Origin of the sequence: Microlunatus soli (genome assembly GCF_900105385.1) — a bacterium.
GTDB classification, from domain to species: Bacteria; Actinomycetota; Actinomycetes; order Propionibacteriales; family Propionibacteriaceae; genus Microlunatus; species Microlunatus soli.
Genome location: NZ_LT629772.1, coordinates 420,037 through 445,271, shown reverse-complemented (window position 1 = coordinate 445,271; position 25,235 = coordinate 420,037). Strand labels below are relative to the sequence as shown.

21 protein-coding genes are annotated in these 25,235 nt (G+C 65.7%); 8 read left to right on the top strand and 13 right to left on the bottom strand.

Translation table 11 applies throughout. The annotated features are described in order from the left end of the window. Positions 1-20: 20 nt before the first annotated feature. On the bottom strand, positions 21-497 hold the full coding sequence (locus BLU38_RS01990; protein ID WP_157683153.1) for a DUF6789 family protein: 477 nt from the start codon (positions 495-497) through the stop codon (positions 21-23). A gap of 124 nt (positions 498-621) precedes the next feature. Between BLU38_RS01990 and BLU38_RS01985 the strand changes: the two genes are divergently transcribed. Next, on the top strand, positions 622-1,992 hold the full coding sequence (locus BLU38_RS01985) for an APC family permease (protein ID WP_091519053.1): 1,371 nt from the start codon (positions 622-624) through the stop codon (positions 1,990-1,992). Here BLU38_RS01985 and BLU38_RS01980 read toward each other — a convergent pair. Then, the gene (locus BLU38_RS01980) at positions 1,989-3,209 is read right to left on the bottom strand and encodes a metal-dependent hydrolase family protein (protein WP_091519049.1); all 1,221 of its coding nucleotides are present in this window, start codon (positions 3,207-3,209) and stop codon (positions 1,989-1,991) included. The two genes, BLU38_RS01985 and BLU38_RS01980, sit on opposite strands and share 4 nt — an antisense overlap. Next, positions 3,206-4,714: a peptide MFS transporter gene (locus BLU38_RS01975; protein ID WP_091519044.1), complete on the bottom strand. Its 1,509-nt coding sequence runs from the start codon at positions 4,712-4,714 to the stop codon at positions 3,206-3,208. Before BLU38_RS01975 ends, BLU38_RS01980 begins: the two co-directional genes overlap by 4 nt. A 152-nt stretch (positions 4,715-4,866) precedes the next feature. Between BLU38_RS01975 and BLU38_RS01970 the strand changes: the two genes are divergently transcribed. After that, positions 4,867-5,778 carry an Lrp/AsnC family transcriptional regulator gene (locus BLU38_RS01970; RefSeq protein WP_091519041.1) on the top strand — a complete coding sequence of 304 codons (912 nt, stop codon included), beginning with the start codon at positions 4,867-4,869 and terminating at the stop codon, positions 5,776-5,778. A gap of 63 nt (positions 5,779-5,841) precedes the next feature. On the opposite strand, the gene BLU38_RS01965 is transcribed toward BLU38_RS01970, so the two are convergent. The 5 genes from BLU38_RS01965 to BLU38_RS01945 all read right to left on the bottom strand — a co-directional run bounded on the left by BLU38_RS01965 (position 5,842) and on the right by BLU38_RS01945 (position 11,856). Beyond that, positions 5,842-6,300 (bottom strand): hypothetical protein, encoded by a 459-nt coding sequence (locus tag BLU38_RS01965; protein ID WP_197679952.1) that lies wholly within the window; start codon positions 6,298-6,300, stop codon positions 5,842-5,844. Then, positions 6,297-8,651 carry a molybdopterin oxidoreductase family protein gene (locus BLU38_RS01960; RefSeq protein ID WP_091519037.1) on the bottom strand — a complete coding sequence of 785 codons (2,355 nt, stop codon included), beginning with the start codon at positions 8,649-8,651 and terminating at the stop codon, positions 6,297-6,299. Before BLU38_RS01960 ends, BLU38_RS01965 begins: the two co-directional genes overlap by 4 nt. Positions 8,652-8,658: 7 nt before the next feature. Continuing rightward, entirely contained in the window at positions 8,659-10,089 is a 1,431-nt protein-coding gene (locus BLU38_RS01955; protein ID WP_231920459.1) for an aminotransferase class I/II-fold pyridoxal phosphate-dependent enzyme, read from the bottom strand. A 91-nt stretch (positions 10,090-10,180) separates the two neighbouring features. Further along, positions 10,181-10,381, bottom strand: coding sequence for a CDGSH iron-sulfur domain-containing protein (locus tag BLU38_RS01950; RefSeq protein WP_091531665.1), 201 nt, complete (start codon positions 10,379-10,381; stop codon positions 10,181-10,183). 65 nt (positions 10,382-10,446) lie between these two features. Then, the gene (locus BLU38_RS01945; RefSeq protein WP_231920138.1) at positions 10,447-11,856 is read right to left on the bottom strand and encodes an iron-containing redox enzyme family protein; all 1,410 of its coding nucleotides are present in this window, start codon (positions 11,854-11,856) and stop codon (positions 10,447-10,449) included. Here BLU38_RS01945 and BLU38_RS32225 point away from each other — a divergent pair. The 4 genes from BLU38_RS32225 to BLU38_RS01920 all read left to right on the top strand — a co-directional run bounded on the left by BLU38_RS32225 (position 11,746) and on the right by BLU38_RS01920 (position 14,165). Beyond that, positions 11,746-12,240: a class I SAM-dependent methyltransferase gene (locus BLU38_RS32225; protein WP_407939726.1), complete on the top strand. Its 495-nt coding sequence runs from the start codon at positions 11,746-11,748 to the stop codon at positions 12,238-12,240. The two genes, BLU38_RS01945 and BLU38_RS32225, sit on opposite strands and share 111 nt — an antisense overlap. A 42-nt stretch (positions 12,241-12,282) precedes the next feature. Further along, the gene (locus tag BLU38_RS30680; protein WP_157683151.1) at positions 12,283-12,600 is read left to right on the top strand and encodes a hypothetical protein; all 318 of its coding nucleotides are present in this window, start codon (positions 12,283-12,285) and stop codon (positions 12,598-12,600) included. Between the two features lie 89 nt (positions 12,601-12,689). Continuing rightward, positions 12,690-13,532: a DUF2231 domain-containing protein gene (locus tag BLU38_RS01930; protein WP_091519021.1), complete on the top strand. Its 843-nt coding sequence runs from the start codon at positions 12,690-12,692 to the stop codon at positions 13,530-13,532. A gap of 450 nt (positions 13,533-13,982) precedes the next feature. Continuing rightward, complete coding sequence (locus BLU38_RS01920; RefSeq protein ID WP_091519016.1) at positions 13,983-14,165, top strand: hypothetical protein; 183 nt, start codon at positions 13,983-13,985, stop codon at positions 14,163-14,165. 121 nt (positions 14,166-14,286) lie between these two features. Here BLU38_RS01920 and BLU38_RS01915 read toward each other — a convergent pair whose 3' ends face one another. Both BLU38_RS01915 and ctaD read right to left on the bottom strand, forming a co-directional pair. Further along, positions 14,287-15,144, bottom strand: coding sequence for a DMT family transporter (locus BLU38_RS01915; protein ID WP_197679951.1), 858 nt, complete (start codon positions 15,142-15,144; stop codon positions 14,287-14,289). Positions 15,145-15,188: 44 nt separating this feature from the next. Beyond that, positions 15,189-16,955: an aa3-type cytochrome oxidase subunit I gene (ctaD, locus tag BLU38_RS01910; protein ID WP_091519009.1), complete on the bottom strand. Its 1,767-nt coding sequence runs from the start codon at positions 16,953-16,955 to the stop codon at positions 15,189-15,191. A 191-nt stretch (positions 16,956-17,146) separates the two neighbouring features. Between ctaD and BLU38_RS01905 the strand changes: the two genes are divergently transcribed. After that, positions 17,147-18,520, top strand: a complete 1,374-nt coding sequence (locus tag BLU38_RS01905) for a sugar porter family MFS transporter (RefSeq protein WP_091519006.1) — start codon at positions 17,147-17,149, stop codon at positions 18,518-18,520. Between the two features lie 28 nt (positions 18,521-18,548). Continuing rightward, positions 18,549-19,163 (top strand): hypothetical protein, encoded by a 615-nt coding sequence (locus tag BLU38_RS01900; protein ID WP_091519003.1) that lies wholly within the window; start codon positions 18,549-18,551, stop codon positions 19,161-19,163. Positions 19,164-19,173: 10 nt separating this feature from the next. Here BLU38_RS01900 and BLU38_RS01895 read toward each other — a convergent pair whose 3' ends face one another. The 3 genes from BLU38_RS01895 to BLU38_RS01885 are packed head-to-tail and all read right to left on the bottom strand — an operon-like array spanning position 19,174 to position 25,121. After that, positions 19,174-22,149, bottom strand: a complete 2,976-nt coding sequence (locus tag BLU38_RS01895) for an FAD-binding and (Fe-S)-binding domain-containing protein (RefSeq protein WP_091519000.1) — start codon at positions 22,147-22,149, stop codon at positions 19,174-19,176. A gap of 54 nt (positions 22,150-22,203) precedes the next feature. Next, positions 22,204-23,328, bottom strand: coding sequence for an enolase C-terminal domain-like protein (locus BLU38_RS01890; protein ID WP_091518996.1), 1,125 nt, complete (start codon positions 23,326-23,328; stop codon positions 22,204-22,206). Next, the gene (locus BLU38_RS01885; RefSeq protein WP_091518992.1) at positions 23,325-25,121 is read right to left on the bottom strand and encodes a thiamine pyrophosphate-requiring protein; all 1,797 of its coding nucleotides are present in this window, start codon (positions 25,119-25,121) and stop codon (positions 23,325-23,327) included. The genes BLU38_RS01890 and BLU38_RS01885 overlap by 4 nt, the downstream gene beginning before the upstream one ends. Positions 25,122-25,235: the final 114 nt, after the last annotated feature.

Genomic DNA, 25,235 nt, shown 5'->3' with positions numbered 1-25,235 from the left:
CTCCTTGATTACGTGCTGGATCAGCTGTCGGTATCAGAGTGCAAGTCGACTGACCGCTCGCGTTGTGAGATCCGCCGTTGCAGGGTCACTCCGTACACGATGTGCGCGAGCACCATTGCCGCGATCTCTCGTCGGTCATCGGCGTGCAAAGGTGGCCTGATCTTCAATGCGGGCAGCAGTGCCTCGTAGTTGCCGGCGCAGATCGCAAGGCCGAAGATCACTCCGAACGTGGTGGAACGGCGACCCGGGAGGAATGCGTAGCCGGCGCCGAAGAAGGCGCCGTAACCGGTATGGCTGATTACGGTCGCGATCCGTCGGGTGTGCTCGGAGGAACCGGGGAGTAGCCGTTCGATGATCTGCCGTGGTGGTAGCCGCCCGAGCCAACCGAGCAGATCAAACGCGGCGAAGGCCGCTGTCATGGCCCCGGTCGCCTCGGCGCCGTTGCGTGCGCCCCGCAGACCACGCGACAGGAATTCCCTTCGTTTGGTGTCGAGCACCGCGTCCACCTCCGTCCTCCCGTTCGGCAGCGACACCTGCTGATCAGAGGGTTACCCCGTCGGTGGGCGGTGAATCTTCGGGGCAGTGGTTTGCCGCCGAACCGTCCGGGGTATCTGCTCGCACATGGGTGACCTGAGGGAGACAGAGATTGCAGCCAACGGCAGCAGTTCGGCGTCGAGCCAAGGCTCGGCGCTGCGGCGTACCGTTACCGGTCCACTGCTCTTCACGTTCATTCTCGGTGACGTCCTCGGCGCAGGGATCTATGCCCTGATGGGTGTCCTGTCCGACGAGGTCGGTGGAGCGCTGTGGGTCCCGTTGATCGTCGCACTCGGCTTGGCGCTGCTGACCGCCAGCTCGTACGCCGAGTTGGTCACCAAGTATCCACGCGCCGGTGGGTCGTCGGTGTTCGCGCAGAAGGCGTTCGGTTCACCGCTCATCGCGTTTCTGGTCGGGTTCGCGATGTTGGCCGCCGGGGTGGTGAGCGCAGCAGGCCTGGCACTAGCCTTCGCCGGCGACTACTTGCGGACATTGGTTGACATCCCCAGCGTTCCGGCGGCGATGCTGTTCCTGATCTTGGTGGCGGCATTGAACGCTCGCGGGATCAGTGAGTCGGTGCGGTCCAATCTGGTGATGACCGCGGTCGAGGTCGGCGGACTGCTCGTGGTTATCGTCGCCGGTCTGATCTTCGTTGGACGCGGCGACGGTGATTTGCTCCGTGTCGTGGATTTTCCGTCCCAGGTGAATCCGGCGACCGCCGTGCTCGGTGGGGCGATCATCGCCTACTACTCCTTCGTCGGCTTCGAGACCTCGGCCAACGTCGCCGAGGAGGTCCGTGAGCCGACCCGTGTCTACCCGCGGGCGCTGTTCGGAGCGTTGGCTGCCGCCGGAGCCGTGTACGTCGGTGTGGCCCTGATCAGCAGCTGGGTCCTGCCACCCGAGCGGCTGGCTGCCTCGTCCGGCCCGTTGCTGGAAGTGGTGAAGGCCGCCGGGGTCGGCATCCCGGCCTGGGGGTTCAGCCTAGTGGCGTTGGTGGCGGTGGCGAACGGAGCCCTGCTGACCATGATCATGGCCAGCAGGATGGCCTACGGAATGGCCGAGCAGCGACTCCTCCCCGGACTGCTCAGCCGGGTGCTGCCCCGTCGACGAACGCCCTGGGTGGCAATCGTGGCGACAACGGTCATCGCGATGGCGTTGACTATCGTGAACGATCTGGACACCTTGGCTTCGACTGTGGTGTTGCTGCTCCTATTCGTGTTCCTGAGCACCAACCTGGCTGTCCTCGTGCTCCGCCGTGACCGGGTCGGCCATCGGCACTTCCGCACCTGGACCCCGTTGCCCATTCTCGGTATCGCCTCGTGCATTCTGCTGCTGACCCAGCAGGAACCGATCGTCTGGCTGTTCGGGGGCATCGCCGTTGCCGTCGGAGTCGTGCTTTTCCTGCTGACCATGATCGGGAGCCGCTCGGACACCACAGCATCGGTGGATGACGGCTAGCGGTCGACGACCACTGATCCCGTGCGGTCGATTCCGTCCTGATAGACAGCGCGGACGCGGTCCTGCAGCCGGGCGACGTCCAGGGCGTCGCCCTCGATGATCACCAGGTCCGCGCGACATCCCGGGCGGAGAGACCCCCTATCTTCCTCCACGCCCAACAATTCGGCGGCCGATGCGGTCGCGGCGTACAGTGCGTCGGCCGCACTCATGCCGTGCTGCGTCATCAACGTGATCTCGTCGAGATTGCGACCGTGCGGATACAGCGGAGCGTCGGTGCCCATCGCGATCCGGACTCCCGCGTCGATCGCACGACGAAGATCGTCTTCGGCCTGTGCCGCAGTCTCCTCGATCTTGGCGATCACGACGGCCGGAAGGTTTGCTCCGCCGGCGATCGCGTTCTGGAGGCCGAGCCCCGAGGACAGTGTGGGGACCAACCACGTCCCGTGGTCGACCATCATCGAGAGGGTTTCATCGTCCAACCCGTGGCCGTGCTCGATCGACCGAACACCATTGCGGACCGCAGCTTTCGCACCTGGCCCGCTGGCATGCGCCATCACGAACAAGCCGGCAGACGCTGCCTCGGTCACCATCATCGTGATCTCGTCATCGCGGAAGTGGGCGATGTTCGGGCCCGCGCCGCCTGACACCAGCCCGCCGCTGGTTGCGACCTTGATCACATCGGCGCCGGCCCGGACGAGTTCTCTGACCTTGTGCCGGATCTGCTCCGGGCCGTCGACGACGATCGCCGGCCGTCCGGGGTGCGGCGGCAGCAGGTCCATCGTGCAGGTCGAGGGCCACCACGGATCCCCATGCCCACCGGTTTGGCTCAGCATGTTGAGTGAGACCTGCATCCGTGGACCGAGGATCAGACCACGTTGTTGTGCGACACGCATTCCTTGGTCGGCGCCGGCCGCGTCCCGGACGGTGGTGACACCGGCCGCAAGCGTTCGTGCCATGTTGCGGGCACCCTCGTAGAACTGCAGGGAGAAGGGCTGCTGCACGGTCTCGAACAGGTCGGTGGTGGACATGGTCAGATGAACGTGACAGTCGATCATGCCGGGAACGACCGTTAGTCCTGCGCAGTCGATCTCGACGTCGCCGTCGAGTCCGGCGCCGATCTCGACGATCTGGTCGCCGTCGATCGCCACGTCCGCCTGATACGTCGACCGCGCCGACGAGTCGAAGATCATTCCGTTGCTGAAGACGGTGCGACTCATTGATGTCCTTCCTGAGGCTCGTCCGATCGTTGGTGCGAGGTGTCGCCGCCGTCGTCCTCCTCGGTATGCCGCCGCAGCAACGGGACGGCTGCCAGCAGCAGGACGGCGGCTATCACGGCACCAGCACCGACCGCAGCGAAGTAGCCGGCGGCGTGGTCCGGGTGATAGAACCTGACGATCTGCGCCGAGACGCCCTGACCGGCCGCGTTCGAAGCCAGCCACAACCCCATCGTCTGAGTCGCGAACGCGGCCGGGGCCAGTCGGCTGGTCGCTGCCAAGCCGATCGGCGAGAGGCACATCTCGCCGACGGTCACCACTGCCAGACTGGCCACCAACCATCCGGGGCTGCTCTTCCCTGCTTGCAAGGACGGGATCACCAGCAACAGGTAGGACAGACCGGCGATGGCGAGACCGGCGGCGAACTTCGTTCCGGTTGTCGGGGGCCGCCGCAGACGGCCGAGCCGCACCCACAGGACCGCAGCGGCCGGGGTCAAGATGATCAACGTCAGTGACCCGACCGATTGGAACCAAGAGGCGGGCATGGAGAACCCGAGGGCCTGGAGATCGGCGCTCTGTTCGGCATACTGAGCGATCACCGTGGCGCCCTGTTCCTGGATGACCCAGAAGACCATCGCGGCGACGAACAGGGGAATGTAGGCCCGCACCCTGGCGCGTTCAGCTCTCGAAGTCCGCCGACTGCGCAACATCACGACGAAGTACGCGATCGGCAGGACGATGGACAGCGCACTCACCAGATCGACCACCCGGTCGGCGGTCAGCGCACCGGACACGGCGGCAATCAGAACCGCTGCGACAACTGCGCAACCGGCCGCACCGACGATGACCTTGCGTCCCGCCGGGACCGCTTGCAGTTCGATCGGGTTCTTCGGTGACCGACTCACCGGACTCAGATGTCGCGAGGTCACCAGATAGACGACCAGTCCGATCGCCATCCCGACGGCCGCCAAACTGAATCCGAGGTGATAGTTCCACCGTTGTCCCACCGTGCCGACGGCAAACGGTGCAACCACCGCGCCGACGCTGATGCCCATGTAGTAGATGCTGAAGCCGGCGTCGCGCCGAGCGGTGTCGTCGGAATAGAGGTCACCGACCGATGAGGAGATCGTCGGTTTCAGCAGTCCGGTGCCGAGAACGATGAAGATCATCGAGGCGAACAGCGCGGGACGTCCGGCCGGCAGCGCCAAGCACACGTGGCCACACATGATCAGCAGGCCGCCGAGCAGGGTCGAGCGGCGAGCCCCCAACAGCCGATCGCTGACCCAGCCGCCGGCGATCGCCGCGAGATAGATCGCCGACCCGTAGACCGCGATCAGTGACTTCGCCGTGTCGCTGGGGAAGCCGAGCCCACCTTCGGAGATCCGGCCGTACATGTAATAGAGCAGGATCGCCCGCATCCCGTAGTAGGAGAACCTCTCCCAGGCTTCGGTGAAGAACAGTCCTCCGAGTCCACGGGGATGCCCGGCGAACAACGGTGCTCGTCTCATGCGCGGCGACGATACAGTTCCTATTGCCGCATGACAAGACAGGAATCGGCGGCTATCTGGCAGAATAGGCGCCGAATAATGGGTAATTGGCGATCAGGTGCGTCGTGTCGGGCGGTGCGGGGACCGTTCGGTCGAGGTGCTACAACTTGAGCGTGGACGGCGTTGACGACGTTGATGAACGATTGGTCCGGGAGCTGCAGCGGGACGGCCGGGTGTCTTTCGAGACCCTTGCCCGCCACGTCGGGCTCGCCCGGTCGAGCGTTCGAACCAGGGTGCAGCGCCTGGTGGACGCTCGTCAGGTGCGCGTGATCGGAGCGATTCACCCCTCGGTCTTCGGGCTCGAACAGCTCGGGCACGTCACTGTCCGGGCCGACGGCCCGGTGCAGGAGATCGCCGCCGCGGTGGCGGCGATGCCCGAATCGTCATTCGTCACCACGACCACCGGCCGCTTCGCCCTGACAGCGGAACTCCGGACGGTTGACCTGCCGAGTTTCGCTGTCGCGGTGTCCGAGATCCAGGGCATCGCCGGCGTCCACACCGTTCAGGTCCTGAACTACCTCCACATCTGGAAGGACCCGTACTTCCCTCCGGGAACGCTGCAGTCGATCGACCTCGATGCCGCCGACCACGCCCTGCTGACGGCGCTGCGGCGCGACGGTCGCGCCTCCTTCACCGAGCTCGCCGCAGCGACCGGAATCACTGCAGGTACGGCGAGGAGTCGTGTCCTCCGACTCCTGGATTCCGGCCTGGTGCACATCGGTGCGTTGGTTCGACTCGATCCGCTGGGTGACGGCAGAACGGTCGGCTTCGCCCTCCAGCTGCACGGCGAGGCCGGCCCCGTTGCGGACAAGATCTGCGGATTCGAGGAGGTCGACTCGCTGGTCGTCGGAGTCGGCTGGTGCAATGCCATCGGCACTATTCGGGTCGGCAATGACGATGAGGTCTTTGCAACACTCGAACGCATCCGCGCGCTGCCCGGAGTCAGGACCGTCGAGTCATGGTCCCACCTACGAGCGATCAAGGAGGAGAACGATCTGGCGCGTCGCGACGCGTCGACGGGTTGAACGACCTCCCCTTCCCCCGACAGTCAGGCCGAGTGGTCGCCAGCTGGTCCTGCCAGGGGTGTGTCACAGCGAGCTGAGGATCTGCGGGGACAAGATCTTGATCATGCTGTTCGCCCAGCGCAGCTGGCGCAGGTTCTGCGGATGGCAGCTCTCGGTGAGGCCGAGCAGCTCTGATCGGCGGGTGGCTTGTGCGAGCTGGCCGAGGAGTTCCCAACTCACGGAGTTGTCGGCGGCTTGGAGATGAACAGCGACAAGATCATTGAGCAGCCGGAGCCCCGGTTCGTCACTGTCGTCGAGGAGCTGTTCGGTGTCCGGTGAGTCGTCTGCGACCTCGATCCCCAGACGTCGGGCTTGTTCGTTGATCAGCTGGAGATGTCGGGTCGACCAGCGTGCCAGATCACCGCAGACATGATAGACCTCGTGCTCGTCGGGGTGCTGGCGGCGAATCGTCGTGAACAGGGCGAGCAGTCGATGCTCTCCGTGGTGGACGCGTCCCAGGGCGAATTCCGGTCCGGAGGTCATGGTTTCTGCTTCCGTACAACGCGGACCTGTGCCGCCGATGTCTTGTAGAGAGGTTGTTTGGATGCGGGATCCCAGTCGGTGATGGTGAGTTCGTTGGCAGCCGAGCCCGGCTCGTCGGCTGCCGGTGGACCGTCGGTGTCCCAATAGCCGTAGTGGAACGGGATGAACACGGTGTCGTCCGCGATCTCGCGGACCCGCAGTGTTGCCTGCAGTCGCCCCCGAGCCGAGGTGACCTCCAACAGGTCTCCCGGCTCGGCGCCCAACCGCGCTGCGGATCGAGGAGACAGCTCGGCCCAGACTCGTGGGGCCGCGGCATTCAGCTCGGGAGAGCGTCCGGTCTTGGTCCGGGTATGGAAGTGGTAGACGGTCCGACCGGTGATCAGCTGATACGGATGGCGCGGACCGACGTCCTCGTGTGGCGGCAGGTACTCGGCGGCTTTGATGATCGCCTTGCCATGCGGGTTGAGCGCACGGTACTCGACGTCTTCGACCGGTGCGCCGGTGATCAGATCGCGGCCGTAGCTCTCGCAGTCGTCCGGGCCGGCGCGGAAGTCGCCGTCGGTGTAGAGGCGTTCGGTGCCACCGGGAGCCAGCTCGGTGCAGGGCCACTGGATGCCGCTGGGACCCCGCAGGCCTTGGTAGCTGATGCCGGTGTAGTCGCAGGGTCGGCCGGCGCTGCATCGCTTCCAGGCTTCGAATGCCGACTCCGGATCGTGCCAGTGCACCAGTGGCCGGTCGTCCTGGTCGCGGAAGTCCATCCGGCGGGCGTAGTCCAGGAAGATGGCCAGGTCGGACCGTGCCTCGCCGGGCGGTTCGATCGCCTGCTCGGACAGGTGCACGGTCCGATCGGCGTTGGTGAACGTTCCGGTCTTCTCACCCCAGGTAGCGGCAGGAAGCACGACATCGGCGAGCTCGGCGGTCTCGGTCAGGAACAGGTCCTGCACGATCACGAAGAGTCCTTGCTGCTTGAGGATCGAGCGCACTCGGGCAAGCTCCGGCAGCGAGACGGCCGGATTGGTGCCGCTGATCCAGAGGAACTTCAGACTGCCCTGTTCGGCGTAGCGGAACATCTGCATCGCGTGGGTCGGCGGGCCGAAATGGGGGATCTGTTCGACGGCTACATTCCAGATGTCGGCGAGCTCGGCTACGTGCTGCGGGTTGTTCCAGTTCCGGAACCCCGGCAGATCGCCGTCGGCTCCGCATTCGCGGGTGTTCTCGGCCGTCGGCTGACCGTTCATCTGCAGTACTCCACAGCCGGGCCGGCCGAGCATCCCGCGGATCAGGACGAGGTTGTTCACCTGGACCGCCGCTGCCGTCGCCTGATGTGATTGATAGACGCCCTGCAGCACCGTGCAGAGCAACCGTCGGGACGATCCGAGCAACTCGGCGGCCGCTCGGATGCTGTCGGCCGGTACACCACAGATCTGCGCTGCCCAGGCAGCGGTGCACCCCTGGAGGCGACTTTGGAGCTCGTCGAAGCCGACGGTGTGCCGGTCGATGTAGTCGTGGTCGATCAGATCGCGCGAGATCAGTTCGTGCAGGAGGGCATTGAGCAGCGCCAGGTTGGTGCCGGGACGGATGGCCAGATGGATGGCTGCCTGCTCGGCGGTCGGCGTACGCCGCGGATCGACGACCAGCAGCCGCGGAGGGCGGGTGCCGGCAAGGCGGTCGAGGATGCGCATCCAGAGCACGGATTGGGTCTCGGCGACATTGTGTCCGAAGAGCGCGATCACGTCAGCATGATCGACATCGGCGTACGACGCGGGCTGCCCGTCGCAGCCGAAACTCTCCTTCAGAGCCTCGCCAGCGGTCGCCGTACACAGCCGGGTGTTGCCGTCGAGGTGGTTGGTGCCGATCCCAGCCCGTGCGATCGTGGTCAGCGTCCAGTAGTCCTCGGCGAACAGCTGCCCGCTGGTGTAGAAGCCGATCGCCCCAGGACCATGTTCGCGCAGCAGCGCCCGGGACCGATCGACGATCCGGCTCACGGCGGTGTCCCAGTCGCTGCCGACCAACGTCGCGTTCTCTCGGATCAGCGGTTGGGTGAGCCGATCGGCGGCGTGGTTGGCTTGCCAGCCGTAGCGATCCTTGATGTCCAGCCGGCCGCGATTCACTCGGTCGGTCGTGCGTCCGCGGACACCGACGATCTTCCCGCCGGCGACGGCGATGTCCATCGCGTCACCGTTGGAATGCAACAAGGACGCCGACCGCACCCACTGTTCGACGGTGGACGGATCGACGCTCAGTAAGGCGTCCTGACGAGCCGGCCAGAACTCGCCTGCGTCGTAGGGTCGCCGATCACCCCACAGGTCGTCGACACGGTCTGCGATGCGGTTCCCGTGAGTGTTGATCATGTTCGACTCAGCCGTTGCGAACGACCCGGAACGTGTCCAGCGACGGGTCGGAGGCATCCGGGATCGTCATGCCGGCCCTGCGGCCAGCCCGCAGGTACTCGGTGACCGCGGCGTTGATGCGTTCGCCGGGAAGGATGGTCGGGACACCCGGTGGATAGGGGCTGACCATCTCGGCGGCGATCCTGCCGACCGGATCGGTCGCCTGCTCGGTCGAAGAGAAGAAGGCATCACGCGGAGCGAGTACTTGTTCCAGCTCCAACTGCCCCAACGGTGGCAGCACCGGCAAGGCTTCCGTGTCGGGTGTCGGAGGATCGGACGCCAGTCGCTCGATCAGGTCGACGAACGCGTCGAGATCACCGTCCTCGTCGGCGTAGGTCATGGACAGTAGGACCCTTCGTGCGTCGGACAGCTGCACGGCGATCCGGCCCTGGTCCAGCAACCATTTTTCGGCGCTGTAACCGGTCACTCCGAGGGCTGATACGTCGACAGACAGCTTGAGCGGATCCCACTCGGCGACCCCCTCAGTCTGGTGGATCGCTTCGTCGATCACGGTGATGTCGGCGATCTTGTCCAGCCGACCGCGGACCGATTCGGCGCGGACAAGTGCCTTGTCGATCAACCGTTCGCCGTCGAGCGCGAACTGGCGCCGCCAACCGTCGATCGAACCGAACAGGAGCGCCGCGGGACTGGTGGTCGTCATCAGGTCGAGCCGGAGCCGGACATCGACCGGATCGATGAGGTCACCACCGATCAGAATCACCGATGCCTGGCACAGGCCTCCGCCGGCCTTGTGCAGACTCTGCACCGCAAGGTCGGCACCGGCAGCGATGGCCTCAGTCGGCGGGTCGGGATGGAATCCGAAGTGGCCGCCCCAGGCTTCATCGACTAGCAGTGGAAGGCCGCGCGCATGGCTCAGCTCCGCTATCCCGGCGACGTCGGCACCGGTCCCGTACTCGGTCGGCGTGATCATGATCACCGCCTTAACATCGGGGTCGCGCTCCAAGGCGGCGGCGACCATGTCCCGGGTCGCCGGGTGGGCGATCTGGTTCTCGTGGTCCCAGGACGGCGCCAACCACACCGGAACGCCGCCGGCGATGATCAGACCGGCAACCACCGATTTGTGGACGTTCCGGTCGACGAGGACCTTGTCGCCGGGCCCGATCAGCGTCAGCACGGCGGTGTGAATCGATGTCGTCGATCCACACGTGGAGAAGATGGCAGCACGAGCGCCGAGCGCCTCGGCATACAGACCCTCGGAATCGGGCACGGCGGATTTGGCCATCATCACGTCGGCTCCGTACGCCTCGCGCGGGAGCACGGCTGCCGTCCGGTCATCAACTCCGCGTCCGAACCGGTGTCCCGGTAGCGCGAAGGATTGGATCCCTTCATCCCGGATTCGTGTTATCGCGTCAAGGATCGGGGTTGCGCTCTGGTCCATATCGATGCCGTACCCCGGTTGATCATCGCCTACCATCTGCGCGATCGAGCACCCAGAAGCTGTGATCCGACGGTCATCCGACGGTTGGCGGTCAGCGGTCTGCTCGGTCGTTCTGTCGTTGCCGATCTCGGTTCTGGAGAAGTTTGTGCATGCCGTCACACCACGGCGGCCGGGTCGAGGTGCCGCAGCGGCACACTGCGACGACCGGTCGTTGCACCCGATGATCGTCCCCGTCGTCGTCCACCACACGGGTAGCCCCACGGACCAGCAGCGGTCCGTCGGGTGTCGGCATCGTCTCGATGGTTGCCGGTCCGATGCAGCGGACGCTGTATCCGTCAACGTCGACACCGATCTGCGTCATGACGCCGGCACCGCTCGGTCCAGGTGTGCCGTCTCAGTGGGAGGGAGGACCAGGTGTCGATCATGCTTCCAGGCCTCCAGCAGCGGAGCTGCGGCGCGAGCATCGAGCGCCAGACAGGCCACCGCACCGACGGCAACATCGCGTTGCAGCCGGGGGTCTTCGGCGATCAGAGCGCCGCAGATCCGGCGGACCGCGAGCTGCTCGTGGACGGCGTCCGCTTCGACGTGTTCGTCGAAATACTGGGCCACCTCGTCGCCAAGGCCAACCCGGCGGATACCTGCGGCATATCTACGACACGGAACCGAACTGCTGGCTTCGAATGCAGCCAGATGGCCCATCGCCGCTGCACGGCGGGCGCGATGAAGGCCATACAGCGACATCACGTTGCTGATCGCCAGGACTTCGGCAGGGACGACGTCGGCATAGCTGCCGTATTCGGCATCAAGCCCGGCGGCTCGTAACGCCCGAGCAAACAGGTCCTGGTGGACACGATCGGCCACGCCGTCGCCGTATTCGTCGTACTGCAGTTCGACCAGGCCAGCTTTCGCAGCCCCGGTCAGCCGCGGGATGGCGAAGCTGTGCGGATCGGCTTCCTTGAGGTGGTAGACGCTGCGATGCAACAGCATCTCGCGGACTTGGTCACGGTCGGCGCGCCGCTGCACGTATTCGGCCAGCGACGGGCCGGGGAAGGTCTCCACCAGCTCGAACAGCCGATCCGGGAAGTCGTCCGGCTCGACATCGATCAGCGGTGCGACGTGTTTGGCAGAAACGTCTTCCACTCCGTCATTGAAGGCCTCCTCCAGCACTCGTCGCACCGACAGGAGCGCGGGGGACCAGTCGGCAGCGGGATCGGCATCGTCGAATGATCGGTAGTGAAGTTCGTAGAGCAGCCACAGCGACAACTGAAGATCGACATCGTTCAACGCGTCGGCGGGTAGCGGCAGTGCACCACATTCGGCGACCGACTGCGGATCGCGGATTCCGGAAACGACAAGGTCGCTCAACTCGCCTCGTGGACGCGGTAACAGCATGGCGACTCCTCGGCGTGCGGCAAACGGAACGATCATCGAGTACCCGTCGCACCGGCGGACAAACGTCATAACCGGAGTCGCGTGGCGTGCTATACAACACAGGTGTCTGTGCAGTCCATGACTTTCGGCGGCTTGACGATCCGCTTCGATGAGTACGTCTTGAAGCCGCGCTCCTGGACGATGGCTCAGGCAGTGTGGGCGGCCGATCTTGCTGATCAGGCGCCTGCGGGTCGATTGCTCGAGCTGTGCAGTGGCGTCGGGCAGATCGGTCTTCTGCTGGCGCGGCTGTGCGCGGAGCGAGGGAGGCCACGCGACCTGCTGATGGTTGACGCCGATGATCATGCCTGCGAGCTCGCCCGGCAGAACGCCGATCATGCCGATCTACAGGCACCGGTCGAGATCCGTCGATCCTTGCTGCAGTCGGCGTTATCGCCATCCGAGTCGTTTCCGATCATCGTGGCCGACCCTCCCTGGGTGCCCCGCAACGCGACGTCTCGCTATCCGGAGGATCCGCTCTGGGCCATCGACGGCGGCGACGACGGGTTGATCGTTGCCCGACACTGCCTGACGACGATCGCCCGTCATCTGATGCCGGACGGATTCGTCGTGTTACAGCTGGGTACCGAGGCGCAGATCGACGATCTCGCCGGCGAGTATGTCGACCAACTCGAGCTCGTCACACGCCGGCGTATAGCCGAGGCCAACGGAGCTCTGGCCGTGCTGCGCTGCCGTAGCCGTTCCGCCGACGACCGGAGGTAGCGGGCATCCCGAACTCATGGCGGGATCAATCGGCAGCCGATCTTGGGCAGTGTCGTCAACCGGAGGACCATCTCGGCATCGCTGCTTGGAACCCAGCGACTGACAGCCACCGACGGAGCCCGCTCACTCGCGGTGGTCAGGCGTCTGCGCGTATCGCCGCCGCGCACCGTGTGGGTCCCGGATGCGTTCGTCGGAGTCCTCCAAGACGGCCTCCGCCTGCGCCTCGGCGTCATCGCTACCGACTACCTGTTCCTCTGGCAGCAATTGGGCACGCTGGGTGATTCGCTCATCGGGCTTGTCGTGGTCCGGCTGATCGGCACCGGGCGGTTCTGCGGATTCGCCGTTAGTTGCCATACCTGATCGTTACCCAGCGGCACGGGCTTGCGTCGGTCCGATGTGGGTACATCGGCGATAGGTCGCCGTTCGGCGACTCGAAAGGTGGAACGACGATGCCTGAAGCACGACAACGCGAACCGCGGCTGGTCCGCTGGATGAAGCGGCTGGAATCTGCCCGCCTTCTGGATCCGGTTGTCGACCGGTTCTCCCGGCTGACGCGGCCGTTGACGACAAACGCCACAGCAAGGGCGCTATTGCGCGGACGGTGGTTGGGGCATGCCGTGCACCCCGTGTTGACCGACCTCCCGCTGGGGGCGTGGGCCTCGGCCGGAGTGCTTGATCTCGTCGGCGGCCGTGACGCACGGCCTGCGGCTCAGCGGCTCGTCGGCCTGGGCATCGTGATGGCAGCGCCGACGATCGTCACGGGCTGGGCAGAATGGGCGGCGGCAGACCGTCCGGCCCAGCGGGTGGGTGTCGTCCATGCTGTCTCCAACAGCGCGGCCCTCGGTCTCTACACCCTTTCCTGGCTGGCCCGACGCCGCGGCGGACACAAGACCGGGATGCTGCTCGGACTTGCGGCCGGCGCAGCTGCAGGCACGGGCGGCTACCTCGGCTCACATCTCACCGAGGTACGTCAGGTCGCCAGCTATCACCCCGCCTTCGATACCGGTGAGTCGCGGGGCCTCGATGCTGAGGAGCGACGCGGCAATCCTGCGCCGCCCCAGGCGCCGCGCGCCGAGTTCCATGTCTCTGTCGAGAACGAGATCTGGAAGGTGGAGCGCTACGGTCACGACTCCAGTGAGCACAGCACCCAGCGAGCAGCGATCGCAGCGGCGCGGGAGCAGGCGGCTGCTGCGCGTCCGTCCCGCGTCGTCGTGCACGGTGCGGACGGTTTCGCCCGTGATGAAGTGAGCTACGACGTCGACGTCACACCTGATGGTTCGGCGAGGACGTAGTCGACAGCCATCATGAGCGTCTCGATCTCCGATGTCTGCACGGATTCGGGACCGTAGGCCCGTTCGATCGACAGCCCGTTGATCACCGTCACCAGGAATCGGCACGTCGCGCGATCGTCTGCGGGTAGCACACGGCCAGCACGTTCAGGTCAGCCATTGTTCGACGCGGTGCTGCACCGCGCTGAATGGCGATGTACGTCGTGCGAGTAACCGGGGTCGACTCGTTTTCGATGTAGTGCTGGAAGGACTTCCGCCTGATCTCCGACGCCGGTGGGCGCCGGCACTTCGCCGAGGCAGGCCAGCAGCCGATCTCGCGCGGGCACCGATCCTCGCTGGTGATTCCGTTCGCCGGGATCGTCATCTTGACGCTCAACGCGATCCGGCTGGGCAGCATGCTCGCACCAGCGAACACCGCATCGGCGGTGACCCTGATCCCCGCACTCGCTCACCATGCTCATCGAGTTCCAGGGCTCCGTCCTGGTGATGCTCGGGGCGCATCTCCTCGGTCGGTCCTGGATCCACCCTGCGCGCGTGAACGCCGCGACCCATCGCCGCGGATATCTCCGCGGGCCGGCACGGCTCGGTCTGCTGCGGTCGCCCGCCCTGGTTCTCTTCGCGGTCGGCCATCTATGAGGTGCTGGAGATCTACTTCCTCGTCCCGCTCGTCCGCGGCGGCTGAGCGCCGACAGAGCTGCGTGATCAGGAGCGTTCGGCACCGTCTCCCGGCGTCTGTCGGGTGCGGACCGGCACCCGCTCAGTCCTGCTGTGCCTCGGCAGTCCGGCCGACAGTGGATGCTACGTAGGCGCCGGCAAGGACCGACGCGGCTCCGGCGAGTTGGATCGGACTGGGCCGCTCCCCGGTCACGAGCGCCGAGAACAGCAGGGCGCCGACGGGTGTGAACAGCAGAAGTGCGGCGCTGACCGTACTGGGAAGTCGGGGAGAGACGATCGCGACCAGCAGCCACCCGACGGACTGTCCGAGCAGTGCCGTCAACACCAACCACCCGAACGGTTCCCAGCCGGGGGTGAGGTCGACACCACGCCAGGCTGCGCCGAGCAGGAGCCCGACGATCCCGGCGGAAGCGATGACCCAGAGGTAGGGCTGGATGACGAGTCCGCCGGCACCCCCGCGGCGTAAGAGATAGAGGAAACCCGAGTAGCACAGGGCCGCAGCAACCGCGTGAGCGGTGCCGAGAACGGGATCGCTGCTGGTCCCGGCTCTTCCGATGGCGCCGGCCGTCAGAGCGATACCGATGATCATCAGCGGCAGGGCGTAGAGGTACCGTCTGCCGATGGCCTCGCGATCCAGGATCCAGGCCAGCAACGGAAGTATCACGACCTGCGCGTTGACCACAACGGTCGACAGCCCGGCCCCGAGTTCGTAGATGGCGGCGGTCCACAGCAGCGCGTCGCCGGCGAACAATGCACCGGCGAGCAGCGCCATCGCCACACCCCGATGACTCAACGGCCCACCCGATCGCCGTTCGCGCACGGCCAAGATCGCGACGACCGGGATCGCCAGCAGACACCGGTAGAAGGTGGAGGTCCCCGGGCTCGTTCCGGACAGGTCGATGAAGACAGATGACGTCGCCACCGCAAGAGCGCCGGTCACGATCGCAACCCGCGGGGTACGCACCGGACCGGGCGGCCTCGTTGTCACCCGGGCCCGTCAGCCGTCCGGGACTGCTCAGCCAGCTGATCCCGGCGGCCCGTGTGATCCGCGGAGTCGAGGCCCTCGTCCTCGTCGATCATGGTGTCGTCGTACTCGCGGAGCGCGACCTCGGGGTGGTGCAGGTCGAAGGCCGGTGACTCCGAACGGATCCGCGGCAGCGAGTCGAAGTTGTGCCGCGGCGGCGGGCAGGACGTTGCCCACTCCAGCGAACGTCCCCAGCCCCACGGATCGTCCCGATCAACCGTCGGTGTTCGGCGTGAGATCCACAGGTTGTAGAAGAACGGCAGCATCGAGACACCGAGCAGCAGGGCACCGAACGACGAGATCTGGTTGAGCAGGGTGAAGCCCTCTCCCGGCAGGTAGTCGGCATAGCGGCGCGGCATACCCTCCACACCCAGCCAGTGCTGCACCAGGAAGGTGGTGTGGAAGCCGACGAACAGTAACCAGAAATGCATCTTTCCCCATCGTTCGTCGAGCATCCGACCCGTCAGCTTGGGCCACCAGAAGTAGAAGCCGGCGAACATCGCGAACACCACCGTGCCGAACACCACGTAATGGAAGTGCGCCACCACGAAATAGGAGTCCGACACCTGGAAGTCCAGCGGCGGGCTGGCCAGGATGACTCCGGTCAGACCACCGAACAGGAACGTGACCAGGAAGCCGATCGACCAGAGCATCGGGGTGTCGAAGGTGAGACTGCCGCCCCACATGGTGCCGATCCAGTCGAAGAACTTCACCCCGGTCGGGACCGCGATCAGGAACGTCATGAACGAGAAGAACGGCAGGTTCACCGCGCCAGTGACAAACATGTGGTGCGCCCAGACCGCCACCGAGAGCGCCGCGATCGACAAGGTGGCCGCGACCAGCGTCAGGTAGCCGAACAGCGGCTTGCAGCTGAACACCGGCAGGATCTCGGTGATGATCCCGAAGAACGGCAGCGCGATGATGTAGACCTCGGGGTGGCCGAAGAACCAGAACAGGTGCTGCCACAGCATCGCGCCGCCGTTGGCGGAGTCATAGATGTGGGCGCCGAACTTGCGATCGGCCTCCAACATCAACAGGGCGGCTGACAGGATCGGGAACGCGATCAGCACCAGCAAGGAGGTAGCCAGTGTGTTCCAGGTGAAGATCGGCATCCGGAACATCGTCATCCCCGGCGCCCGCATCGTCATGATCGTGGTGACGAAGTTGACTGAGCCCAGGATCGAGGACAGGCCGACCAGGTAGAGCCCGACGATCCACAGGTCACCACCGATACCGGGTGAGTTGATCGAGTTGCTCAGCGGGGAGTAGGCGAACCAGCCGAAGCTGGCGGCGCCGCCGGGGGTGAGGAACCCGGAGATCACGATCAGGCCGCCGAACAGGAAGAACCAGTAGGACAGCATGTTCAGCCGCGGGAAGGCGACGTCCGGTGCGCCGATCTGCAACGGCATGATCGCGTTGGCGAACGCGGAGAACAACGGCGTCGCGAACAGCAACAGCATGATCGTGCCGTGCATGGTGAAGAACTGGTTGTAGCTCTGGTAGTTCAGGAACTGCAAGCCCGGGTAGGCCAACTCGGCGCGCATCGCCAATGCCAGCACCCCACCGAACAGGAAGAATCCGAACGAGGTGACGAAGTAGAAGTTGCCGATGGTCTTGTGGTCGGTGGTGGTCAGCCAACGCCAGGCTCGCAGACCGAACCGTCCTGGGTCCACCGCGGACGATGTCCGCGCCGTCGAGTGAGTCACTGTTGCGCGTTCGCTGACCATGATCAGGATCTCATCTCCGTGGGCTCAGCCCGATTCACCGTGGCCGCTTACCCAGCTCGGTGGCCACTATTCACCCGAATACCCGGGGAGCCGCCCACCAGCGGTGATCCTGAGGACGTCCTGAGCAACCCCGGTCGAATGAGTTCCCGACCGGAAACCGGGTACCGGGACGACATCGAGGAGGAGGAGCAATGTCGTCGGGATTCATCGCCGAGATCAGACGTGGCAATACCGCTTTCCTACTGCGGATCGCGCTGATTGCGGCGATCGGTGGGTTCCTGTTCGGCTACGACACCGGCATCATCTCCGGCGCGCAGCTCTACATCACCAAGGACCTCCAAGCCTCGACACCGGAACAGCAGTGGCTGGTGGGTTCGTTGTTGATCGGTGCAGTCGTCGGAGCGATGTTGTCGGCCTATTCGTCCGATCGGATCGGTCGGAAGCGGACCAAGATCATCGCCGGCACGGTGTATCTGGTCGGCGGCCTGGCATCCGGGCTCGCACCGTCGGTGGGCTTCCTGCTGGGCGCACGATTCGTGCTCGGCCTGGCCGTCGGCACGGCCTCGTTCGTGTCGGTCGAATACATCTCCGAGCAGGCACCGAAACGACTGCGCGGCGGTGTCACCAGCTTCAATCAACTCATGGTGACCTTCGGGATCCTGGTCTCCTACCTGATCGCAGCGGGATTTCAGAACGTCGGCGGCACCTGGCGGTGGATGCTCGGCCTCTCCGCACTACCTGGGGTGGCACTGGCGATCGGCATGATCACGGTGCCCGAATCGCCACGCTGGTTGGTGTCGCACGCCCGGGTCCGCGAAGCGCGCGCCGTGCTCCGTCGCACCAGGGCCGCTGACGAGGTGGAGGACGAGCTCGCCGAGATCCAGGAGACGACCAGGAAGGAATCCCGGCAGCGGATCGGTGATCTGTTCCGGACTCCGCTGCGGCCACTGATGATCGTCGGTCTGATCCTTGCCGCCGGTCAGCAGTTGATCGGCGTCAATACCGTCATCTACTACTCGGCCACCATCCTGCACTACACCGGCCTGAGCGCCAACGACTCCGTGCTGCAGGCCATCTCGGTCGGCGTGACGAACGTGATCTTCACCGTGATCGCCGTGCTGCTGCTGGACCGGGTCGGCCGTCGGCCACTTCTGCTGATCGGTACGGCCGCTGCAGTGGTCGCTCTGGTCGGGCTGGGCTTGTGGTTCCTGCTCGGATCCTGGCAGCAGCAGGGCTGGCTGGCGCTGGCGTTCCTGTTGTTGTTCATGGCGGGGTTCGCCATCGGTCTCGGTCCCGTCTTCTGGCTGATGATCAGCGAGATCTACCCACTGGCGATCCGGAGCAAGGCGATGAGTATCGCCACCGTGACGAACTGGGCTGCCAACTTCGCCGTCTCCTACCTCTTCCTGCAGCTGGTCGGTGCGGTTGGAAAACCGGTGACCTTCTGGATCTACGCCGGGTTCGGCGTGTTGTCGTTCGCGTTCTTCTTCTGGCGGCTCCCGGAGACCAGGCATCGTTCCCTGGAAGAGATCGAGCGCGAACTCGGCGTGCCGGCCGGGCACTGAAGCGATCGGACGTAGCGAGGACGAACAGATGCACATTTACCGCAAGATCTGGTCGGTCCTGGTCGGCGTGTTGGCCGGGATCGGGTGCCTCGTCGTCGTCTTCCGACTGTCTGTGATTCCGGTTCTGGTCACGGCCTCGGTGGTCGCGGTCTTGTCGATCGTGATGACCGTTCTACTGCGGGACCGGCAACGGCCGCGGAGCGGACGCCAGATCGCCGCTTCGGCCGGCCGTCGCACCGGGTGCGCCGTCGGGGTGCTGGGACTGTGGACCTTGGCCGGTGGCGGTGCCACCATCCTGATCGCGGCCACGTTGTTCCTCTTGTCGCCGTGGCTGGTCGGCCGAATCGTCGGCAAGGTCCGGCCACAGGCTGCGGCGGCCGCCGACACCGTTGCCGACCTCGTTCCCGCTCCGAACGCGACCGTCGGTGACCTCACTGATCGGCAGCTCTGCGAGGCGTGGCAGCAGAGCAGCGATCTGTTCGACGCGTCGAGCCGCACCAGGCAGCGCGCCGAGCTCGCCAGTCGGCGGCAGTCCTACCTCGACGAACTCGAACGGCGGCACCCGGCCGAGTTCGCCTGTTGGCTCTACAACAGCCCGGGACCCGGCGACGACCCCGGCCCGTTCCTGACCTCAGCCAGCTGAACCCGTTCGATCATCGTCGATGTTGATCATCGTCGGCGTCGGCCAGCAGCTCGGCGAGATGAACGGCGTGGCGTCCGTTGCCGGCGAGCTCGTGGATCTGCGTCCGGCAGCTGAAGCCGTCGGCCAGCACGGCCGTCGTGGCGTCGGCGTCGCGGACCCGGGGGAGCAGGACCCGCTCGGCCGCACCCTTGCTGACTTCTTCGTGGCCCCGTTCGAAGCCGAAGTTGCCGGCCAGTCCGCAGCAGCCCGATTCCAGCTGTTCGACGTCGACGCCGGCCGCCTGCAGAAGTTCATGATCGGCGGCCCAGCCCATCACCGCGTGCTGATGACAATGCACCTGGGCGATCGCCGACCGATCGACCTGAGGCGGCTGGTAGCCGGGGGAATGCTCGGTCAGCAGCTCGGCCAGGGTGACGGTCTGATCCTGCAGTTTGCGGACGTCGCGATCGGTCGGGAACAGCTCGCCGGCGTCGGACCGGAAGACCGCGGTACAACTCGGCTCCAGACCGAGCACCAGGCCACCGGCACGGACATGCGGCGCCAGCTGTCGGACCGTCCGGGACAGCACCCGGCGCGCAACGCCCAGTTGTCCGGTGGAGATCCACGTCAGGCCGCAGCACACCGGACCGGACGGCATGCTGATGCGCCAACCGGCCTGCTCCAACAGGCGGACGGCCGCTCGGCCGACCTGCGGGTGGAAGTTGTTGGTGAACGTGTCCGGCCAGAGCAGGATGTTGCCACGGTGGCCGTCGCCGGTCGCCCGTCGATCGGTGAACCATTGCTGCAGCGTCTGCTCAGCGAACGGCGGGACCTCCCGGTCGGCCAACGCGGCCAGCCGGATCGCCACTGCGTGCAGGGCAGCGGTGTGACTGAGCCGATTCACCAACGGGGCGATCCGGAGTCGGCTGACCAGCTGCGCAACCGCAGGCACCCAGCCGATGGCGTAGTCCGACCGTGGCCGCTTCCACGGGCGGCCCCGGTAGTAGTGGCTCATGAACTCGACCTTGTAGCTGGCCATGTCGACGTTGGCCGGGCAGTCGGTCTTGCAACCCTTGCAGGCCAGGCACAGATCGAGCGCATCGTGTACCGCGTCGGAGCGCCACCCGTCGGTGACCGGGGAATCGCCGTGCCCGTTCAGCATCTCGAACAACAGCCGGGCGCGCCCGCGGGTGGAGTGTTCCTCCTCTCCGGTGACCTGATAGGACGGACACATCACTTCACCGCCGGAGTTGCTGTGCTGGCGGCAACGGCCGACACCGACGCAACGGTTGGCCGCCTCGGCGAGGGAGCCGCTGTCGTCGGGATAGGAGAAGTAGAGGTGCTGCGGGTCCCACGGCCCCCAGTCGCCACCCAGCCGAAGATTCTCGTCCAGCCTGTACGGTGCCACCACCTTGCCCGGATTCATCCGATCCTGCGGATCGAAGATCGCCTTCAGCCGACCGAAGGCGTCGACGATCCGATCACCGAACATCCGCGTCAGCAGTTCGCCGCGGCTCTGGCCGTCGCCGTGTTCGCCGGAGAACGAGCCGCCGAATTCGGCGACCAGGTCGGCGGCTCGTTCCATGAAGCGGCGATAGGCCCGGACACCGTGGGCGGTGTAGAGGTCGAACGGGATTCGGGTGTGCACGCAGCCCTGACCGAAGTGCCCGTACAGGCTCGGACCGGTGTCACTGGCATAGCCGAATTCCTCGTACAAGCCACGCAGCCGGCGAAGATAGTCACCCAGCCGGTCCGGTGGCACGGCGGAGTCCTCCCAGCCCTCGAAGGTGTCCGGCCGGTGCGGTACGTGCGCGGTCGCACCGAGACCGGCCTCGCGGACCTGCCACAGCTCGGCCTCCCGCTCTGCGTCATCGACGAAGGCGACCGACGGTTCGTGTTCGGACCCGCGCAACTCCCGGATCAGCTGCTCGGCGCGACGATCCGCCTCGTCCTGATCGTCGCCGCCGAACTGCACCATCAGGAACGCCCGCCCCTGCGGCAGCTCGGATAGCGCCTGCGGATTGAGATTCTTCAGCTGCTCGTCACGGATCAGCTTGTGATCAACGCCTTCCAACGCGATCGGCTGATGCGGCAGGACCGCGGGGACAGCATCGCCGGCGGCGCCGATGTCGGGATAACCCAGCACCACCAGGGATTTCTCCTTGATCACCGGTACCAGCTTCAGCTCGGCTCGCAGGACGGTCACCAGGGTGGATTCGCTGCCGGTCAACAGCCCGGCGACGTCGAACTCGTGTTCGGGCAGCAGCGAGTCGAGGTTGTAGCCGGAGACCCGGCGCGGGATGTCGGGGAAGCGGCGGCGGATCTCCTCGGCATAGCCGTCCCGGATCTGCCGGAGCTGACGGTAGATGCTGGAGCGGAGATCACCACGCCGTTCGATCTCGGCGTACTCCTCGTCGCTGGTCGGGCCGCACCAGAATCGTGTCCCGTCGTAGAGCAACACCTCCAGTCGGGCCAGGTTGTCCACCACCTTGCCGGTCCGTTGCGCCGTGGCACCGCAGGAGTTGTTGCCGATCATGCCGCCGAGGGTGCAGTTCATGTGGGTGGCCGGTTCCGGTCCGAAGCGCAAGCCGGTGTCGGCCAACTGGCGGTTGAGCTCGTCCAGCACGATGCCGGGCTGGACGACGCAGCTGCGGTTGCCGGCATCGACCGTCTCCACACGATGGCAGTACTTTGACCAGTCGATCACCACCGCCGTATTGGTGCACTGTCCGGCGAGACTCGTGCCGCCACCTCGGGACAACACCGGTGCGCCGAACCTGCGGGCGACCGCGATCGCGTCGACGGCCGCATCGGGGGTGCGCGGCACGACCACGCCGATCGGCACCTGTCGGAAGTTCGACGCGTCGGTGGAGTAGGCGCCCCGGGTGCCGGCGTCGAATCGGACCTCGCCGTCGACCCGATCGCGGAGCGCTCCGGACAACGCATCGACATCGATCGGCTGTTCGCGGGGGCGTTGCTGCACCGGCGCCGGAAGATCGATCACCATGGAGGGATTCCTTCCTCGGAATTGTCGCTTCGTCCTGGAGTTGGCACTCGGCTGTCAGACCGCATAGACCGCAGCGGCTTCTTCGCGCAGGCTCAGTCCGTGGCCGATCGCCGACCTCGGCGCGACTTCGCCGCCGGTGGGATCCAGGCAGCCGTCGAAGAGTTCGGACTCGATCCGTTCGTGATCGACGAACCACTCGATGTGACGGAAGTTCTGGGTGCTGGCAGCTACCGGCACCGACAGGTTGGGGGCGCAATGGGCCGACACCTCACGATTGGCAGCGGCGGCCACGGCGGCGGCACGGCGCCATTCGGTGTAGCCACCACAGCGGGTGACGTCGATCTGCAGACAGTCCACCACCGGCACCATGGAGGCGAAGTAGGCAAGATCGTAGCCGTACTCGCCGGCTGCGATGTCGGCCGCACAGCACTGCCGGAGCAAGCCGAGGCCGTCATGGTCATCACTGCTCACCGGCTCTTCGAACCAGGTCACCCCGAGGTCGTCCAATCGGTGGCCGACACGTCGAGCCTGGCCGACGCTGTAGCCGCCGTTGGCGTCGACCAGCAGGTCGACGACATCGCCGATCGTGTCCCGGGCAAGCCGTATCCGGTCCAGATCGCGGTCGATCCGTTTCCCCCGGTCCTCACCGATCTTGATCTTCACCCGCGGCAGCCGCAGCTCCACCACCCAGCGTCGCAACTGGGCGATCAGCTCGTCCTCGGTCTGACTGGTGAAGCCACCGCTGCCGTACACCGGCACCTGATCATGACAGCGTCCGAGCAGGTCGCTCAGTGGCAGTTCGAGGGTGCGTGCGGCCGCGTCCCACAGCGCGATGTCGACTGCGGACAAGGCGCAGGAAGCCATCCCAGGACGACCGACGTTGCGCAGCTCGTGCTGCATGATCATCCAGGACCGCGGTACGTCCAACAGTGGCTGACCGACCACCGCGGCCGCCAGTTTGTCGTTGATCAGGGCGACACAGCCGGTGTCGTCGTAGGTCCAGCCGAGGCCATGGACGGCTCCGGCGTCCACGTCGACCACGACCAAGGTCGTCGCGTCCCAGGACAGCGTGGCGTCGGACTCGGTCCCATCGGTCGGGATCCGGAAGGCGCGTGCCCGGACGGATCCGATCAGAGGTGTTCGATCAGTGTCGGGAGGCTCCGACTCACCGGGTGTCATCCGTCCCGCCTGCCGGGAACGAACTCCTGCAGCTTGGTCTTGGCCCCCTCGAACATCACGTGCAAGGCGTTCGGATCACCTTTCAGTACGGACTGGGCGGTCTTCTTCATCTGATCGAACGTCGCGTGCGGCGGGATCGGCGGGATCTCCGGGTCGCAGCGGATGTCCAGCACCGTCGGCCCGGTAGCAGCCAGTGCTTCGTCCCAGGCCGACCCGATCGCGTTCGGATCGTCGACCGCGATCGCGGTCATTCCGAACAGCCGGGCAACACCGGCGTAGTCGACCTCCGGCAGGCTCTGCGACTGCTCGAACTTCGGGGCACCACCCATCGCCCGAAGCTCCCAGGTGACCTGGTTCAGATCGTTGTTGTGGAAGACGCAGACAATCAGCCGGCGGTCCTGCCACAGTTCCTGATAGCGGCCGATGGTGATCAACTCCGCCAGACCGTTCATCTGCATGGCGCCATCGCCGACCAGGGCGATGACCGGGCGGTCGGGATGGGCGAACTTGGCCCCGATGGCGTACGGCACACCGGGACCCATGGTGGCCAGGGTGCCGGACAACGAGGACCGGATGCCGGTCTTGATCTTGAGATTGCGGGCGTACCAGTTGGTCGAGGAGCCCGAGTCGGCTGTCACGATCGCGTCGTCCGGGATCCGGTCGGAGAGCTCGGAGACGATCCGCATCGGATTGATCGGATCGGCTTCGACGAGCGCCTCGTTGTGCACCGTCTCCCACCAACTGGCCACATTCTTCTCCACCTGCTGCTGCCAGGAGCGGTCCTGCTGATGCTCCAATTGCGGCAACAGCGCTTGCAACGTTGTGGCGCTGTCGCCGACCAGATTGATCTCGGTGGGGTAGCGCATCCCGATGAAACGTCCGTCGACGTCGATCTGCACGGCTCGTGCTTGCTCCAGTTCCGGCAGGAACTGGGTGTACGGGAAGTTGGAGCCGATGATGATCAAGGTGTCGCAGTCGCGCATCAGTTCGTAACTCGGGCGGGTGCCGAGCAGGCCGAGTGAGCCGGTGACATAGGGCAGGTCGTCGGGCAGCACATCCTTGCCCAGTAGGGCCTTCGCGACCCCTGCGCCGGTTGCTTCGGCGAGATCCTTGATCTCGGTGGCAGCGTTGCGCGCCCCCTGGCCGGCGAGGATCGCCACCTTCTTGCCTGCGTTGATCAACTCGGCGGCGGCCGTGACCGCTTCGGCCGGTGGGACCGGCGCGCCCCATGACGTTCCCGGAGGGCTGGACGGCACCTGTTTGAAGGCATGCTGCGGCGGCGTGTACTCCTCCTCCTGCAGATCACCAGGAATGATCAGTGCGGTCACCGACCTGCTCGATCGAGCCGTTCTGATCGCTCGGTCGAGTGCGTTCGGCAGCTGGGAGGCGACGTTGACTTCGACCAGGTATTCGGAGGCGACGTCCTTGTACAGCGCTTGAAGATCGACTTCCTGCTGATAGCTGCCACCCATCGCGCTGCGGGCGGTCTGACCGACGATGGCGACCACCGGCGCATGATCGAGTTTGGCGTCGTAGAGCCCGTTCAGCAGGTGGATCGCTCCCGGGCCGGAGGTGGCCATGCAGACGGCGACCTCGCCGCTGAACTTCGCATAGCCGACGGCTTCGAAGGCGGCCATCTCCTCGTGTCGGGCCTGTACGAATCGGGGCTGGTTGTCGGCTTTGCCGAAGGAGGCGACCAGGCCGTTGATGCCGTCGCCGGGGTAGCCGAAGACCTGCTCCACACCCCACTCCCGCAACCGTTGCAGTAGGTAGTCACCAACTGTCTGAGCCATCGGAGCACCCTTTCGGAGATCATCGCGTACGTGCAGACCGGTTTCATCGAGGCCGTACCCACGCCGTACGCGTTGACACGGCCGGCGGCCGTGGACTGAATCCAGGCTGAGGGT